The sequence below is a fragment of the Acinetobacter sp. V116_7 genome (assembly GCF_056735735.1).
Genome location: NZ_JBWZIF010000011.1, coordinates 40,040 through 56,410, shown reverse-complemented (window position 1 = coordinate 56,410; position 16,371 = coordinate 40,040). Strand labels below are relative to the sequence as shown.

Genomic DNA, 16,371 nt, shown 5'->3' with positions numbered 1-16,371 from the left:
AGCAAAAGTAATCATGATCAAGCGCTAATTTATGGGAAAAAGCTTTTTTTCAGGTGGTTAAAACCATATATAGTGTTATAAGCGTTTGTTTGGTTAAAGTATGTACTTGAAAAGCCATAAAAAGGAGAAAAGAACTTCTTTTTAAGTTCTGACTTTTTATAAAAAATATGTAAGAATAAAAACATAAATTTTTATTGTGAATGCCGAATATTTAAGCATTTTAGGCTTTTGGTCTGACTTATATTCATCCTAAAATATTTTGAATTACCTTAGGTTTTTGTAGGGAAGGGCATGTTTCTTGTCTGCGAGGATAGAATTGAATGAGAGCTTCTACTGTTACCATTAAAACTGAACAAGATCTGGAAAAGTTAAGAGTTTCTGGGCGCTTGGCTGCACAAGTTTTAGAAATGATAGAGGCCTATATTAAACCGGGCGTATCTACTGAGTATTTAGATAACCTCTGTAATGACTATATTGTAAATAATTTAAAAGTTATTCCTGCTAATGTGGGATATCACGGTTTTACAAAAACGATATGTACTTCAGTCAATGAAGTTGTTTGCCATGGCATACCATCGCCGAATAAAATTTTAAAAGATGGCGATATTATTAATATTGATGTCGCAATTATTAAAGATGGTTATTTTGGTGATACGAGCCGCATGTATTTTGTGGGTAATGTAAATCCACAAGCAAAAAAATTAGTTGATACAACTTATGAGGCCATGGTTGCAGGTATTCACACTGTTAAGCCAGGAGCTACATTAGGTGATATTGGTTATGCTATTCAGTCGGTTGCTCATCGAGAAGGCTATAGTATTGTTCGAGAATATTGTGGACATGGGATTGGTAAGGTCTATCATGAACAACCTAATGTTTTGCATTATGGGCAGCGTGGGCAAGGTTTGGTCTTAAAGAAAGGAATGGTTTTTACCATTGAGCCAATGGTAAATGCAGGTAGACCGCAAGTGAAAGAGTTAAATGATGGGTGGACCGTCATTACTCAAGATCATTCATTATCTGCTCAATGGGAACATATGGTTGCAGTAACAGATACTGGTTTTGAACTATTAACCCCATGGCCTGAAGGTGTGGGAAGCTATCCTGCAATTTGAAAAATATAAAAAAAAGTTCGATAAATTATCGAACTTTTTTATTTTAACGCTCAGAAAGATTTTCTACTAAATAATCAATAAATACTCGAACAGCAGGTAGCAATCCTCGGCGTGATGGATATACGGCATGGAATATACCGTGAGCTGCTTTCCAATCTGGCAAGATTTGTACAAGCTGCCCCGATTTCACAAAATCTTCAGCCGCTGTGTCAGGTAACAAAGCAATACCACAATTTTGACTCGCAAGTTGGGCGAGCATATAGATATTTGTTCCCATTACTGTTGGGCTAACTTTCACTTTTTTCTGTTGATTGTCAGGTCCATGCAGGATGAATTGTTGATCGAGATGCTCTTCAGACAAACTTAAAATACGGTGTTCACTGAGTTGTTCAGGATTTTTTATATCCCCAAACTCATTTAAATAGGCCTGACTTGCGAATAGGCTTTGTTCTATAAGCGCAAACTGTCTAAGAACTAAACTTGGATCGTCATCTAGTTTTGAGCGAACTCGTAACGCGATATCAATCCCTTCATTAATCACATCTACTCGGCGGTTACTGACCATCAGTTGCAAACGAATTTCTGGATATTTTTTTAAGAAAGTAGGTAGGATTTTTGGAAGTTGATTTTGAGCAATATCAACAGGAACGCTAACCTTCACTACACCTCTAGGTTGAATACTTAAGTGATCAACCAAATCATGGGCAGCTTGAGCGGCATTCATCATGACTTGAGCATGTCTGTAAATATCCATCCCAATATCTGTAACAGCAAAATGACGAGAACTACGTTGGATTAAGCGAACCCCCAAGTTTTCCTCTAAGCTGTAAACGCGGCGACTTAATTTTGATTTTGGTATATCCGTTACACGCTCAGCAGCACTAAAGCCACCATGCTCAACAACAAGAGCAAAACAATAAAAATCATCAAGATCGGTGAGCATTAAAATATCCTATTTCTGCAACAACCATGATTTTACATTATTATTTTTGCAACGATAATTCTTAAACTAAATTTTTTGTAAGTGGGGGATAAATTCATTACTCATTGCTAGGAATGGCTTTTTGAAATTATATTGTAATTACGTTGTAATTTTAATGTATACATTTCCAGTAGCTTTAGACATTGTCTATAGAAGTGTTCATCATTTTCTTCTACACTATATTTTTCTCTACTTTTCAAATCTAATGCCTTATCAACTGATAGAACTTAACGATGCCTCTGCAAATATTGAGTGTCCATTTTGCAAACAAGCGATAATTGACTGGGCACAAGAACAGTATGTTCAGCCATGCGAACATACTTTATTTATTGCGATGGATTTGGGCTTTGAATTTGTTGCAGATCGATTTGAAGAGTGCATGAGCCAGAGCGTGGATGAGTTGCACGAAGATCCAAATATGAACATTTTTGAAGCTTTGACTACAACAGCTTATGAAAATTTGATTGTTTTAAAATCTGATTTAGGTGTGGAAGGTTTGTTTCGCTATGTTGGGGTAAGCGATCTTTAAAATTAAGAACATAAAAAAGCCAATCTATTGATTGGCTTTTTTATTATTTACGCTTCTGGTGCAGCGCTATATTGTTCAACTAATGGTTTTAATTCACCATTTTGGAACATTTCTAGCATAATATCGCTACCGCCAATAAGTTCGCCATTTACCCAAAGTTGCGGGAATGTAGGCCAATTCGCAATTGCTGGTAACATTGCACGAATATCAGGATTTTCCAGAATATTTACATATGCAAATGGACGACCAATTTGACTGAGCGCCTCTACAGCACGTGCAGAGAAACCACATTGTGGAAACTGTGGAGTGCCTTTCATGTAAAGTAAAACGGGATGCTTCGCAATTTGATCGCGGATTAACGCTTCAGTATCACGTGCTTGTTCAGTCATAAATAGATCCTCAACTAATCTAGCAGCATTATAGGGGGTGTTTATGTTGCTTTGCAAACCACCTTAATGCTTAAAGTTGCATTGAATATTCAATATTTTATTGTATAAACCGAAGTGATAGCGAAAAGCAGACGAAATTTTAGATAAATGATTGATGAGACTTTTCATCAGAGCCAGTTTTTGTTTATATAAACCCTTCTAAAAACCTCATACAGACAGAGTTCGTTATGACTGATATTACCCTAGCTCCAATACAACCTGATCAACCATCACACTTAATGGCTACTTATGGTCGCCAAGCGATCAGTTTTGTACGAGGCCGAGGGGCATATCTATATACTGAGGATGGTACGGAATATCTAGATGCTTTAACGGGTATTGCTGTATGTGGTTTAGGTCATGCTCACCCAGTTATTGCAGAAGCAATTGCTGAACAAGCTGCAACACTTGTGCACACAAGTAATCTATTTGAAATTCCTTGGCAAACTGCTGCTGCTCAGAAGCTTGCAGAGGTTTCTGGTATGGAAGAAATCTTCTTTTCAAATAGTGGTGCTGAATCAAATGAAGGTGCGATTAAGATTGCTCGTAAATTTGGTACTCAACAAGGTGTACGTTTGCCAAAGATTATTGTGGCAGAACAATCTTTTCATGGTCGTACTTTAGCAACACTTTCAGCAACTGGTAATAAGAAAGTACAAGATGGCTTTGCTCCTTTAACCAATGATTTTATTCGTGTGCCATTTGGTGATGTAGAAGCAATTCAAGAAGCGGCATTGCAGCATCCTGATATTGTTGCGATTTTGATTGAACCAATTCAAGGTGAAGGTGGTATTAATACTGCTCCTCAAGGCTTTAGCTATCTTGAAGAAGTTCGCAATATTTGTAATCAGCACAACTGGCTAATGATGTTAGATGAAATTCAAACAGGTAATGGCCGTACAGGTAAATATTTTGCATATCAGCATACCAACATTGTGCCTGATGTCTTGACGACTGCGAAAGGACTTGGAAATGGTTTTCCAGTAGGAGCAGTAATGACACAAGGTAAAGCTGTTGGTTTATTAGGACCTGGTAGTCATGGTTCTACCTATGGCGGTACTGTATTAGGTTCTCGTGTGGTTTATACAGTAATCGATACAATTCAAAAAGAGAATGCTGTAGAAAATGCGGCGGTAGTAGGACGCTATATTGTGGATCAACTTCGCACACAGTTAGCTGACAAGAATGTTCAGGTGCGTGGTTTTGGTATGATGATTGGTATTCAATTACCTAAAGACTGTGCTGAACTCGTTGCGATTGCTCGTGATCAGCACAAGCTTATTATCAACGTTACAGCAGGTTCGGTAGTTCGTCTTTTACCGCCAATTAATATGACTCAAGCACAAGCTGATGACTTATTAGAACGTTTAGTTGCTTTGATTAACAATTATCTTTAAGTTTCAGTATTAAAAATGGGCATCTATATGCCCATTTTTTATTTCGAATAATTAACCAGAGATATACTGCTTTAACTGTTCAATTAAATTTTTCTGGTCTTCCATTGCTGCTTTTACCAAGTCACCAATAGAGATAAAACCAACTAATTTTTCATTGTCTAATACAGGTAAGTGACGTAAGTGGCGATCTGTCATAAGCTGTAAACACTCTTCAACTGTGTTGTTTAGACTTACTGTAAGCACCTTAGATGTCATAATTTCAGCAACTGTAGTGCTGTATGAAGAACGTTCCATCAGTGTCACTTTTCGCGTGTAGTCACGTTCAGATAAAATTCCGACAACTTTTTCACCTTCGGCTACCACTAACGCACCAATTCCTTTATCAGCCATGATCTTAATTGCTTCAAGGACAGTGGCTTCAGGAGAAATTGTAAAAATATCTTGCTCTGATTTGTTTTTGATTACTTGTGCAACGATTGTCATTTCTTCTGTCCTGTGTTTTATCATTTTGTTTTAAATTAGCTTGATTTTATAAAAATGCAAATACTTCATAGTCATTCAAATACAAGTTTTACACTCAAGCGTTCAAAAAGCATTCTAATAGAGATTAAGAACCTAAAGAAAACTTTAGGCTCCTTGCCAGTGCGGATGTTTAAAAAAGAAATGTTGCATTTGTTGTGTGGATAATTTCAACTTGCGATGAGATGAATTAAACAAAGCTGGTGTAACGTTGAGTCGAGTTAAAGTTGGTAATAAAGACTCGTGAAAATCTTTAGGAGTAATTCTTCTAGGTTTGTAATGTGGCCAATGTTCTTTAGCGTAGCGGTGAGCTTGCAATCCATTGAGCCAGAAGGGAAAAATAAAGTCTTCTTGATCTGATTTAATTGCCCAACCCTGATGAAATAATCCCCAGAGGACTCCGCAATACATCATAGTTCTTAAAATATAAATTTTAATCATCAAGTCTTTTGAAACTGGTTGCAGATTGCTTAAACTATTCATTGTCAATTTAATGGTTCTTAACTTATCTTGCTTATTATAGAAAAATCAGATGACATTTCAGTTTAAACAGGTATCAAATCGTAAACAAATATTCCCAGCTATAAAAATGCCACTTAAAAACGTCAAAAAGATTAGGACTTTGACATTAGCGTTGGACAAAAGAAAAGAAGTGCGTAGCAAATTATATTTATAGAATGTTTTTACGGATATAAAAAAACGCCACCTGAGCCATGACTGAAGTGGCGAAGTAAGGCTTTAGATAAATTGATAAATTTGGGTCTTTACGGGTACAAAAAACGCCACCTGAGCAAAACAAAGCGATTAAAGCTTTGGTGAAGCGCAAGAAGAGATAAGGGATGAATTGGTTTATATCAAATTTTTACGGACATAAAAAAACGCCACCTAGGTGACGTCTCTTTATGCTTGCATTGTGGCTAACTTTTGCCAATATTGTGCTTTAAGTGAGTCACGTTCAACACGGAAACCTTGATAATACAATTCTGCTAAGAATAGAGCGGCTTTACCATGCCCAGCGCGAGCAACTTCTTCTAACTGTGCAACCGCATCTTGGAAATTCATTTGAGAGTGAATTGTGTTTACTGCAGTTGCATATACATGTTCTAAATCATGATGAGAGATACGTTGAATCATAGAAAACTCCTTATTGTAATTATGATTACTTTTTTCTAAAGGCTAGTGCCTTTAAATTAATTTAACTTAGAATTATTAAACTAATATTACAAATTGATGGATTTGTCAACTATTTGTCATTTCGTTTAGTTCACTATTAGGATACATGATTAAACATTATTCACAAATAATTTTGATTAAAATCAATATGAGAATAAAAGACAAGGAGAATAAAATATGACAAATACAATCGATGGCTTTGTTTTTGACACGCCTCCTAAAGAGGAACAAATCATAGAACTGGCCCATTATCACCGTAAATTATTAGATGAAGCTATTTTTCATGAGGAAATCCATTTAGGGGATTACTGTCTAGCACAGCGTAAAAGGGTGTTTGATTTTGCTGGTCATTTGGAACCGGCCCAAAAAAACTGGTTTTATCAAGTTTATGATGGGGAGCTTCGAAAAATTGCTGATGAAGATGAATTGCATCCAGCAGATGCAGAAGAAGGTTTAAGTATTTTTGCTATGTTTTTAGTCTTGGTGATTATTGCGGCGATTTTATACTTTTCCGTCATTCGTTCACTAATAAGTTAAGCATACTCATACTATCCAGTAAGGTATGATTATTAACCTTACTGGATGTTTGATCTTGTACTTATGAGTATTGAACCCTACACTACACTAATTCGAGGTAGGTCATGCTCATATTCAAACAAAATTTTCTTAAATTAAAGTCTGAGTTAAAAGTTGATCAATGTTTTAACCTGTTTGTGGTTATTGTCATTGGCTGTATTTTTGTGCTGTCATATTTAGCATTATTTCGGCCTATTAGTCCGGATCAATATCAACGAATTATACAACTTTCTCATCAGGCTACTTATCCAAGAACTCAAGACATGGCTGAGTTGCTTATAGCTCAGTCAGAAATTCATCGGGCAGATTATTTAAAGTTAATGCATGCTTACCAATTTGAGGGTGCTCATATTAAGCAATATCCAGCACTCGCTCAGGAAGATACTCAGTAAATGGGTTAATCAGGCTAAATCTTGGTTTCCAAAGCTTTTTGAGCACTATTGTGGCAGGCAAAATTTTGAATTTATGCTAAACTTTATCTTTTTAAACGCGCTGCTTTTCAAGGAATCCGCATGGAGCAACAATCGAATATGCAAAATAAATTCTTGATAGATGCTGAGATCGGTGATGACGATGTCACATTACCTAATTTACCTGCTATCGATGTTCCCATCGTTGAATCTCCTGTTAAATCGCAAGAAAATATTGAAGCAGCCAAAGTTGAATTAGCTTCTACAGAAGCTGCGGTTGAACAACCAAAAACCGGTTTTTTTGGCCGAATGAAAGAGGGTTTAACCAAAACTCGTCGTAATTTCGCTGATGGTATGGTCAATATCTTGATTGGCGGAAAAGAAATTGACGATGAGTTACTCGAAGAAGTCGAAGAGCAATTATTAGTTGCAGATATTGGTGTTGAAGCTACTAAAACGATTATTACCAATTTAACAGAGCGTACAGCTCGTGGTGATTTGATCTATTCCCACTCTCTATATAAAGCGTTGCAAGAAGAGTTGGTTGCTTTGTTGGCCCCACGTGTTAAACCTTTGCATATTGATCCTAACAAATCACCTTATGTGATTTTAATGGTTGGGGTAAATGGTGTTGGTAAAACTACAACGATTGGTAAATTAGCGAAACGTTTGCAAGGCGAAGGTAAAAAAGTGATGTTGGCTGCTGGGGATACTTTCCGTGCTGCAGCGACAGAACAATTACAGATCTGGGGTGAACGTAATGATATCTCTGTGGTAGCTCAAGGTCACGGAGCTGATAGTGCTTCTGTTATTTTTGATGCTTTTGAAAGTGCTCGTGCTAAAGGAATTGACGTATTAATCGCAGATACAGCAGGTCGTTTACATAATAAAAGCAACTTAATGGAAGAACTTAAAAAAGTTAAACGGGTTATGCAAAAAATTGATGCAACTGCGCCTCATGAAATTATGTTGGTAGTAGATGCGGGTACAGGGCAAAACGCGATTAACCAAGTGCAAGAGTTTGACCAAGCTGTGGGTTTAACTGGTATTACCATTACCAAACTGGATGGGACTGCGAAAGGTGGCGTGCTCTTTAATATTGCAAGTCGTACCCATGTGCCAATTCGTTTTATTGGTGTTGGTGAAAAAATTGATGATTTAAGACCATTCTCGGCTAAATCATTTGTTGCGGCGCTGTTTGAAACTGATAAGTAAAACGGTTGTTAGCATTCAAAAGCTTCACTAAAACGTGAAGCTTTTTTTATATGTATATCTTTTTTTATTGTTGCGAAAATAAAACGAACTGTCATATTTTTAATGCTGATTATGAAAAATGACTTTAATACACTGTATTCATTCCCAAACAACGGCCCTTGGTCAATCAATAGGTAGGAAATAACAAAATGTCTACTTTCTTAGATAAAATTAAAAATCGTCGTACTATTTATGCAATTGGTAAAAATGTTGCATTAGATCGCACTAAAATCGAAGAAACTATTCGTGAAGCGGTTAAACATAGTCCTTCAGCTTTTAACTCGCAGTCTTCACGTGTGGTGACACTATATGGTGAATCACATGCTAAATTCTGGAATTTGGTTCGTGAAGCATTACGTAAAATTGTTCCTGCTGAAGCTTTTGCTGGTACAAACACAAAAATTGATAGCTTTGTAGCTGGCGTTGGTACGGTTTTATTTTATGAAGACCAAGCCGTTGTTAAAAGCTTACAAGAGCAATTCGAATTATATGCAGATAACTTCCCAGTATGGTCTGAACATTCAAGTGCAATTGCTCAATTTGCAACTTGGACTGCGCTTTCAGAGCTTGGTTTAGGTGCATCTTTACAGCACTATAACCCGATTGTTGATGCTGAAGCTGCTGAAGCTTTTGATGTTCCTGCAACTTGGAAACTACGTGCTCAATTAGTATTTGGTTCAGTTGAAGCACCAGCAGGCGAAAAAGCATTTATTAATGATGCTGATCGTTTCAAAACTTTCAACTAATTGAAAGTTAAAAAGAGTACCTAAATAGGTACTCTTTTTTTATGTGCTTTTTGAATTAATAAAAAGGTTAAAGCAACACAAATTGATAAAATTCAAATGTATATTTAATAATAATAAATCGAAAAATTAATGGATCGCTGCACTGTCATAAAATAGTCACAATCATATTGCATATTGCTCATGATTTCATAGCTTATCAAATATAGAGAAAGAGACAGATGACTTTAAGATTAGGTGTTGCTGCAATTGGTTTGTTACTCAGTAGTTCGGTATTTTCAGCAGTTACAATTACAGCGCCAGAGGAAATTGTAATCCTTGCTGTGAATGGTCAAGAAGTCAATTCTGGGTTATTTCGTTCATCTAAAAATAATTATAAAGTTGATGCGGGTGAAACTAGCTTAAGCGTGCGCTATCAAGAATATTTTGAACATTTAAATGGTGAGCATGACATTGTTAAATCTGGTGTAGTCACAATTCAAACTCCTGCATTGCAAGATGGGAAAACTTATAAGCTTTCGATGGTAGATGTACCTAAAGATTATGAAAATGCGAAAAAATATGCTGAACAACCAACAGTTGCTTTATACAGTGCAAATAATGAATTAATTGTGAAACAAACGGGCGCAAACAATGAAGCTAAGCCATGGTTTGCAACTGGCTTGTTGGGTAAAGTAACTGACTTTACAACTAAATCATCTAAGCCACAGCCTGAAGCAGTGTATGCATCGGCTAAACCTACTTCCGCTCAAGTTGTTGTGCCAACTGCAACGTCTATGGCAGCAACAGGTGGAGCACAAACGAATGATCAACGTTTAGTTGAAACTTGGCAGAAAGCATCTAAAGCTGAGCGTCAAAAATTCATGGCATGGTTAGCTGAACAATCAAATTAATTAATTGCTATTTAAAATAAAGCCGATTTAATATCGGCTTTATTGTTAGAATTTTTATAAATAGCCTAAGTGTACTTTATGAATAATTTAAATTTCCGTTTATCTTCATTTGCGGATATTCCACAGCTTGTAGATTTAATTAATAAGTCTTATCGAGAACAGCAGGGTCGAAGTTGGACAACAGAGCTCGAGTGGGTAAAAGGACTACGTATCACAGAGCATCAATTAGAAGAACAACTACAACTTGAGAATTCAACATTATTGGTAGCGGAAACTGAATTTTCTAAAATTATTGCGTGTGTTGGGCTCACATTTGAAAATAGTCAGGTTGAGATTGGAACATTCTGTACGGAACCTCAAGTTCAAAATATGCGAGTGGGTCGGTCTGTTTTAGAATATGCAGAGCAATACGCATTGAAAGAAGATCCACATCTGACGAAGGCTGTAATGCATGTACTTGATGTCCGTTCTGAATTGATAGCTTATTATGAAAGACGTGGATATGTGAAAACGGGTAATGAACAGCCATATCCAGTTGATGCAAATGTAGGTGTGCCAAGGGTGCCTATTAAGTTGGTTGAAATGAAAAAAGACCTCATTTGAGGTCTTTTTGATTTAGGTTAGAAACCAGATGTAATAGCCTAAAAGCATGAGAGGCCAAGCCACCCATGGGCTAAATAGCCATTTCCATAGCCAGAAGTTGGGTACGAAACCCACTCCATAAATAAAGCCACCAGAAATACCAATCATTACCAGCATAAGCTGGCTATGATTGTAGTGTCCGTTAGCATCTAGCATGAGTGAAGGATAAACCAACAAAATTGCAGCAAGAGGCAATGCCAACAGAAAAGAAAGGGCCATTGCAAATGCTTGAGCTTTTCGATGATTTGATGCTGTCATTGCTTTTGCCATCATTTATTCCTCATCTAAATTTTGATGATGTTCGATATAAAGTGCACTGAGTACACCCGCAAAACATGCCATCAAAATGCCTAGGATCCATGCGAAATACCACATTGTGTTCTCCTTAATACAAGCTATGCGAGTTTGACTCGATGTGTTTGTTGGTAATGACTCCCCACATTTTGTAATAAGACCAACTGGTATAGATCAAAATAAGAGGAACAAAAATGCAGGCTGCGACAGTCATAACGCCTAAAGTAAGGTGACTTGATACAGCATCCCACATCGTCAAACTAGAATTAGGGTTGATACTAGATGGAAGCAGGAACGGAAATAAGGCAAAGCCAGCAGTTAAAATTGCTCCAACAATCATTAAACTTGTACCAGTAAAACTTAAGCCTGCTTTTGCTTTTGAGGATGCAAAAATTGCAATGATGGCGCCTAATATTGCAAGAATTGGAGCAACTTTAGTCACTGGATAGGTGCTGTAATTATTCATCCAACCCGGATTGCTATTAGTCACCACTTCTTTAGCTAAAGGGTTGAGTGCAGCATTTGGATCTATGGCAACAGCATAGCTATAACCTGGCACTTGCCCGAAATAGAGCCATGCTCCAATCACAAGGAAACAAATTAAAAATATAATTGCCATAATTTGAGTAGCTTTGGCAGAGCGTTGTTTTAAAGCTTCATCTGTGCGCAACATGAGCCATGCACCACCATGTGCACAAAGCATAGATAAACTCACAACACCACAAACTAGGGCAAATGGGTTAAGAAGAGCAAAAAAACTACCAGTATATTCAGAGCGTAAAGTGTCGTCTAACCCGAATGGTAGTCCTAGAAATAAGTTGCCGAATGCTACACCAAATACAAGGGCTGGAACGGCGCCACCAATGCACAGGCCCCAATCCCAAGAATTACGCCACTTGGTATTATCTAGTTTAGAGCGATAATCGAAGCCGACTGGTCTTAAGAAGAGGGCGAATAAAACTAATAACAGTGCCCAGTACATGCCAGAAAAGGCAACTGAATAGACCATTGGCCAAGCAGCAAATAGTGCGCCGCCCGCCGTAATAAACCAGACCTGATTACCATCCCAGTGTGGTGCAATCGTGTTGATTGCAGCACGGCGTTCGCTATCAGTTTTTCCAACGAAAGGCATGAGAGCCATAGAACCCATATCGAAGCCATCAGTCAGAGCGAAGCCGATCAGAAGTACGCCAACTAACACCCACCAAATGATTTTTAATAATTCATATTCAATCATGATAAGGCCTCCCCATTAACAGCTGTCTTCGGTTCTTGCTTTTCAAAATGATATTTGCCAGTGTGCAGAGAACTTGGCCCTAAACGAGCAAACTTGATCATTAAATACATTTCAATAATTAAAAGAGCTGTATAGAACGCTGCTAAGGCAAGAATCGAACCCCATACGTCACCAGTACTTAAACTAGAAGTAGATAGGTGGGTTGGTAAGATTTCACCAATTGACCATGGTTGACGACCGCCTTCAGCTACATACCAACCAGTTTGTGCAGCAATCCAAGGAAGCGGCAGAGCAAACAATGCATATTTAAGTAACCAAGGTTTGTTTTCAGCATTTCTTTTTGCTACCGCCCAAGTCGCTAAAATGAAAAGTAATAGCATTAAGAAGCCAGAGGCAACCATGGCGCGGAAAGAGAAAAATAGCGCTGTAACATTTGGAACAGTATCTTTTACAGCAGCTTTAATATTTTGCTCGCTTGCATCAACTACATTCGGTGCATATTTCTTAAGAAGTAGGCCATAACCTAGATCTTTTTGATTTTTCTCAAAAGAAGCCAATAACTCTGGTGAGCGATCTCCTGCACGTAATTTTTCAAGTTCAGCATAGGCAAGCATACCGTTACGAATACGAACTTCATGTTGTTGCATGAGGTCTTTAAGACCAGTAACTTCTTTGGTTGTTGAGCGAGTTGCAATTAAACCTAATGCATATGGAATTTTAACTGCATAATCTGTGCGCATTTCTTCATGATTGGGTACGCCAAACAAGGTAAATGGAGCCGGAGCAGGGTGAGTATCCCATTCGGCTTCAATCGCAGCGAGTTTAGTTTTTTGAACATCACCTAGCTCATAGCCAGATTCATCGCCTAACAAAATCACTGAAAGTGTAGATGCAAGACCGAAAATTGCAGCAATTGCAAATGAACGACGTGCAAAAGGTAGATCACGTTTTTTAAGCAAGTAGTAGCTTGAGATAGCAAGTACAAAAATTGCACCAGTTACATATCCCGCAGATACAGTGTGTACAAATTTAACCTGAGCTACAGGGTTAAAGATAAGCGCGCCGAAATCAACTAGTTCCATACGCATCGTTTCAAAGTTAAATGCAGCACCTACAGGGTTTTGCATCCAACCATTTGCCACTAAAATCCAGAGCGCTGACATGTTGGAACCTAGAGCGACTAACCATGTTACGCCTAGATGCTGAACCTTAGTTAACCGGTCCCATCCAAAGAAAAATAGACCTATAAATGTCGACTCTAGGAAGAATGCCATAAGGCCTTCAATTGCTAATGGTGCACCGAAAATATCACCTACATAGTGTGAGTAATAAGCCCAGTTTGTTCCAAACTGGAACTCCATTGTTAAGCCAGTCGTAACCCCTAAAGCAAAGTTAATACCAAATAATTTTCCCCAAAATTTAGTCATATCTTTGTAAATTTCTTTACCAGAAATGACATAAGTGGTTTCCATGATGGCAAGGATAAATGCCAAACCTAAAGTTAAAGGGACGAAAAGAAAGTGATACATTGCGGTCATTGCAAATTGAAACCGCGAAAGATCAACCACGCTTTCAGAAATCATCAACGTGTCTCCTTAATGTTGGAAATGTTATCGCCAGCAATATGCTCAGCGACCTGATTGTCGAAATTTTTGGGGATGGTGGGAGCATCAAACCAAATATGTTTAATCGTTAAAAGAAGCACTATTTTTATTATTAGAATAATAGTGATTTCTTTAATTAAACGACTATTAAGATTTTTAAAATAAAGGCTCATATATTAAACCTCATTTGATAATAATTTTATTATTAATCAAAACATAATAAAAATAAACATTAAATATATTTAAAATGAATATTTAAATAATTTGTTTATATAAAACAGTTGTTTATTATTTTAAAATAAATATCATACTAAAATAGTTTGAATTAATTATTAATTCCTACTAAAACACTTGTAAATAAAAATATAAAGTTTATTAAAATAGTTTGTTTTTATTTAATACCAACTAAAATGGTTGTATATAATATTTATTAACTTTATTTCCAACTAAGGTGCTCGGGATAATAAATATTAATTAAGAAAGAAAATAACAAAATGCAGGCGTAATGAAGCCTGCAAAAAGTGATAGGAAACTACAAAAATAATTAAGAGTTAATCGGGTGCAAAAAGATCGTTAGATACAGAAATTTTCTTAGCTACATAATGACTTTTATGAACTCTGACAAGAATAACTTGAGAGTACAATTCGAGTTCGCCGTACTCTGGTTCTACTTGAACGTAGTGTAGCTGACCAAATTCATCACGCACGCGGGCTTGGGCAGAAAATCCAGGTCTGGCATTACCACTGGAAATAGTTGCTAATCGCCCTAAAAGGTTATAGTTGGTATGAGTGAGCTTGGGCTTAATCACTTGGTCAAGGCAGTGAATCATGAACACAGTAAAAAAGATTGCGATCACAAGAGCTGGGACGATTAAATAAAAGGGGGAAATAAAATAATGCTGTATTGCGAAGAAAGAGAGTTGTAAAAAGTAACCTGCATAACTGAAATTGATAAGTAAAAAAACGAAAATTAGAGCTTTAGAAAATTTAACATTAAGTAGCGGTGAGTTAGAAAGCCAATCGGGTGCAATTTTTTTGAGTAACTGACTTGGACGGAGTCCAATATACATACCAATGGTTTCTACCACGCTGAGCAATATCAAAGCCACTACACTTAAGTGAAATGGCATAAGATAATAATTGAAAAAGAAATCAGCCATGGCAGAAACTCTAATGTTTATAGCTTCAGTCTACGATATAGATACCGCCATCTGAATGTACTTTAAGCTCAACTTTATTTAAAAAATCGCCTAAACATGGTCCAGAAATACATTCACCTGTTTCCACGGTAAATAAAGCACCATGAGTAGAGCATTGGATGTACTCTTGATCTTGGTCAAGAAATTGATTTTCTAAATACTCAAGCTCAGTTTGCAAATGAGGGCATAAATTCTGATAAGCATAGAATGCGCCGTCACGTTGCGTAACGAAAATAGTCGTTCCTTGTAAAGTGTCAAAAGCTCTAGCTTCACGCTCAGGAACTTCTTCCGTCATACAGATCCTTTCCATTTCAAGCACATTCCTTCTGAAAATTTTCAAGAAGTTTAGCATAATCATTAATTGCTAAACGTGGACCAAATTGAGAAACAACTTCACTCGAAATTAAGACAGCTAACTGTGCAGCAGCATTTAAATCTTGATGATGGTTGAGGGCATAAAGGAATGCGCCTGCAAATGCATCACCTGCACCATTTGTATCAACGGCTTCTACATGACGGCCTGCCACATGGAAATGTTGGGTAGGGTTAGAAACTAAAGCACCTTTAGCACTTTGTGTAATAACTACTGTATGATTTTTAAAACGTAATTGAGCAAGAGCATCTTCTACAGATGTTGTATTGGTATACATTAAGGCTTCTTGTTCATTACAAAATAGTAAATCTACGCCATCATCCATAAGTTCTTCCAAGCCTTCGCGAGCGTATTGCACCATCGCAGGATCTGAAAGAGACAGGGCAATTTTAACACCATTTGCTTTTGCAATTTCTCTCGCTTGTTTTACAGCTTTACGCGCTGTTTCACTTGTAGAAAGATAGCCTTCAATATAAAGCCATTTTGCTGTTTTTAATGGTTCAAAATCAATTTGATCTTGAGAGAGTTCAGCAGTGATACCTAAATAGGTGTGCATTGTGCGTTCAGAGTCAGGGCTAATAAGTACCATACAAGTACCTGTCACACCTTCACTGATCGATTTTGAAGTAGTCTTAATGCCAGCTTCATTTAGACCTTGCAGATAGATTGAACCTAAATCATCGTTACCAACACGGCAACCATAGAAAGCAGTTCCACCTAATGCACTAAAAGCCACGGTCGTGTTTGCTGCCGAACCGCCACTCGCTTGACCTTTGTAGTCTTGGTGCTGTTTTAACTCTGCATAAAGAGTAGATTGAGTGTCACCATCGGACAACTGCATTGTGCCTTTTTGCAAGCCTTGTTGATTCAGAAAATCATCAGACACTTTAAATTCTTGGTCGATTAATGCATTACCAATTGCAAAAAGATCTACAGTTGCCATATGTGTTGTCACAAATAAAAAAATCAGGTTGCTAAGTTTACACCATTGCTTGGATTTGCT

At 37.2% G+C, this 16,371-nt stretch carries 22 protein-coding genes; 9 read left to right on the top strand and 13 right to left on the bottom strand.

What is annotated here, in order from left to right; genetic code table 11:
• The first annotated feature begins 320 nt into the window (after positions 1 to 320).
• Positions 321 to 1,115 carry a type I methionyl aminopeptidase gene (map, locus tag AC1PJP_RS00975; RefSeq protein ID WP_005306198.1) on the top strand — a complete coding sequence of 265 codons (795 nt, stop codon included), beginning with the start codon at positions 321 to 323 and terminating at the stop codon, positions 1,113 to 1,115.
• A 43-nt stretch (positions 1,116 to 1,158) separates the two neighbouring features.
• Here map and AC1PJP_RS00970 read toward each other — a convergent pair whose 3' ends face one another.
• Positions 1,159 to 2,058: a LysR family transcriptional regulator gene (locus AC1PJP_RS00970; protein WP_416663199.1), complete on the bottom strand. Its 900-nt coding sequence runs from the start codon at positions 2,056 to 2,058 to the stop codon at positions 1,159 to 1,161.
• A 244-nt stretch (positions 2,059 to 2,302) separates the two neighbouring features.
• On the opposite strand from AC1PJP_RS00970, the gene AC1PJP_RS00965 reads away from it, so the two are divergent.
• Positions 2,303 to 2,626, top strand: a complete 324-nt coding sequence (locus AC1PJP_RS00965) for a hypothetical protein (protein WP_013197636.1) — start codon at positions 2,303 to 2,305, stop codon at positions 2,624 to 2,626.
• Between the two features lie 47 nt (positions 2,627 to 2,673).
• Here the strand turns inward: AC1PJP_RS00965 and grxD are convergent, their stop codons facing one another.
• Positions 2,674 to 3,015 (bottom strand): Grx4 family monothiol glutaredoxin, encoded by a 342-nt coding sequence (gene grxD, locus AC1PJP_RS00960; protein WP_004791933.1) that lies wholly within the window; start codon positions 3,013 to 3,015, stop codon positions 2,674 to 2,676.
• Between the two features lie 227 nt (positions 3,016 to 3,242).
• Here grxD and AC1PJP_RS00955 point away from each other — a divergent pair, with 227 nt between their 5' ends.
• Positions 3,243 to 4,451: an aspartate aminotransferase family protein gene (locus tag AC1PJP_RS00955; protein ID WP_004791935.1), complete on the top strand. Its 1,209-nt coding sequence runs from the start codon at positions 3,243 to 3,245 to the stop codon at positions 4,449 to 4,451.
• Between the two features lie 51 nt (positions 4,452 to 4,502).
• Here the strand turns inward: AC1PJP_RS00955 and AC1PJP_RS00950 are convergent, their stop codons facing one another.
• From AC1PJP_RS00950 to AC1PJP_RS00940, 3 genes are all read right to left on the bottom strand, one after another.
• Positions 4,503 to 4,934 carry a CBS domain-containing protein gene (locus AC1PJP_RS00950; protein ID WP_004791938.1) on the bottom strand — a complete coding sequence of 144 codons (432 nt, stop codon included), beginning with the start codon at positions 4,932 to 4,934 and terminating at the stop codon, positions 4,503 to 4,505.
• A gap of 144 nt (positions 4,935 to 5,078) precedes the next feature.
• A complete protein-coding gene (locus AC1PJP_RS00945) occupies positions 5,079 to 5,453 on the bottom strand; it encodes a DUF2750 domain-containing protein (protein ID WP_004791939.1) in 375 nt (124 codons plus the stop codon).
• A gap of 417 nt (positions 5,454 to 5,870) precedes the next feature.
• Positions 5,871 to 6,104 (bottom strand): SEL1-like repeat protein, encoded by a 234-nt coding sequence (locus tag AC1PJP_RS00940; protein ID WP_002121063.1) that lies wholly within the window; start codon positions 6,102 to 6,104, stop codon positions 5,871 to 5,873.
• 216 nt (positions 6,105 to 6,320) lie between these two features.
• On the opposite strand from AC1PJP_RS00940, the gene AC1PJP_RS00935 reads away from it, so the two are divergent.
• From AC1PJP_RS00935 to AC1PJP_RS00910, 6 genes are all read left to right on the top strand, one after another.
• Entirely contained in the window at positions 6,321 to 6,680 is a 360-nt protein-coding gene (locus AC1PJP_RS00935) for a hypothetical protein (RefSeq protein ID WP_004791942.1), read from the top strand.
• Between the two features lie 104 nt (positions 6,681 to 6,784).
• Positions 6,785 to 7,111, top strand: a complete 327-nt coding sequence (locus AC1PJP_RS00930) for a hypothetical protein (RefSeq protein ID WP_479766377.1) — start codon at positions 6,785 to 6,787, stop codon at positions 7,109 to 7,111.
• A gap of 120 nt (positions 7,112 to 7,231) precedes the next feature.
• The gene (gene ftsY, locus AC1PJP_RS00925) at positions 7,232 to 8,344 is read left to right on the top strand and encodes a signal recognition particle-docking protein FtsY (RefSeq protein WP_013197637.1); all 1,113 of its coding nucleotides are present in this window, start codon (positions 7,232 to 7,234) and stop codon (positions 8,342 to 8,344) included.
• A 188-nt stretch (positions 8,345 to 8,532) separates the two neighbouring features.
• Positions 8,533 to 9,129 (top strand): nitroreductase family protein, encoded by a 597-nt coding sequence (locus AC1PJP_RS00920; protein ID WP_009392698.1) that lies wholly within the window; start codon positions 8,533 to 8,535, stop codon positions 9,127 to 9,129.
• A gap of 218 nt (positions 9,130 to 9,347) precedes the next feature.
• Positions 9,348 to 10,019 (top strand): YccT family protein, encoded by a 672-nt coding sequence (locus AC1PJP_RS00915; protein WP_111854108.1) that lies wholly within the window; start codon positions 9,348 to 9,350, stop codon positions 10,017 to 10,019.
• Positions 10,020 to 10,097: 78 nt separating this feature from the next.
• On the top strand, positions 10,098 to 10,622 hold the full coding sequence (locus AC1PJP_RS00910) for a GNAT family N-acetyltransferase (protein WP_479766376.1): 525 nt from the start codon (positions 10,098 to 10,100) through the stop codon (positions 10,620 to 10,622).
• A gap of 12 nt (positions 10,623 to 10,634) precedes the next feature.
• On the opposite strand, the gene AC1PJP_RS00905 is transcribed toward AC1PJP_RS00910, so the two are convergent.
• The 8 genes from AC1PJP_RS00905 to AC1PJP_RS00870 all read right to left on the bottom strand — a co-directional run bounded on the left by AC1PJP_RS00905 (position 10,635) and on the right by AC1PJP_RS00870 (position 16,311).
• Positions 10,635 to 10,934 (bottom strand): cyd operon YbgE family protein, encoded by a 300-nt coding sequence (locus tag AC1PJP_RS00905; RefSeq protein WP_004791954.1) that lies wholly within the window; start codon positions 10,932 to 10,934, stop codon positions 10,635 to 10,637.
• Positions 10,935 to 11,036, bottom strand: a complete 102-nt coding sequence (gene cydX / locus AC1PJP_RS00900) for a cytochrome bd-I oxidase subunit CydX (RefSeq protein ID WP_000270276.1) — start codon at positions 11,034 to 11,036, stop codon at positions 10,935 to 10,937.
• 10 nt (positions 11,037 to 11,046) lie between these two features.
• Complete coding sequence (cydB, locus tag AC1PJP_RS00895) at positions 11,047 to 12,192, bottom strand: cytochrome d ubiquinol oxidase subunit II (protein WP_199987650.1); 1,146 nt, start codon at positions 12,190 to 12,192, stop codon at positions 11,047 to 11,049.
• The gene (locus tag AC1PJP_RS00890) at positions 12,189 to 13,775 is read right to left on the bottom strand and encodes a cytochrome ubiquinol oxidase subunit I (RefSeq protein WP_005306160.1); all 1,587 of its coding nucleotides are present in this window, start codon (positions 13,773 to 13,775) and stop codon (positions 12,189 to 12,191) included. The genes cydB and AC1PJP_RS00890 overlap by 4 nt, the downstream gene beginning before the upstream one ends.
• Entirely contained in the window at positions 13,775 to 13,969 is a 195-nt protein-coding gene (cydP, locus tag AC1PJP_RS00885; protein WP_005306157.1) for a cytochrome oxidase putative small subunit CydP, read from the bottom strand. Before cydP ends, AC1PJP_RS00890 begins: the two co-directional genes overlap by 1 nt.
• 378 nt (positions 13,970 to 14,347) lie before the next feature.
• The gene (locus tag AC1PJP_RS00880; protein WP_005306154.1) at positions 14,348 to 14,956 is read right to left on the bottom strand and encodes an OB-fold-containig protein; all 609 of its coding nucleotides are present in this window, start codon (positions 14,954 to 14,956) and stop codon (positions 14,348 to 14,350) included.
• 25 nt (positions 14,957 to 14,981) lie between these two features.
• Positions 14,982 to 15,290, bottom strand: coding sequence for a Rieske (2Fe-2S) protein (locus tag AC1PJP_RS00875; protein WP_003652095.1), 309 nt, complete (start codon positions 15,288 to 15,290; stop codon positions 14,982 to 14,984).
• A 16-nt stretch (positions 15,291 to 15,306) separates the two neighbouring features.
• Positions 15,307 to 16,311, bottom strand: a complete 1,005-nt coding sequence (locus AC1PJP_RS00870; RefSeq protein WP_416700504.1) for an adenosine kinase — start codon at positions 16,309 to 16,311, stop codon at positions 15,307 to 15,309.
• Between the last annotated feature and the right edge of the window lie 60 nt (positions 16,312 to 16,371).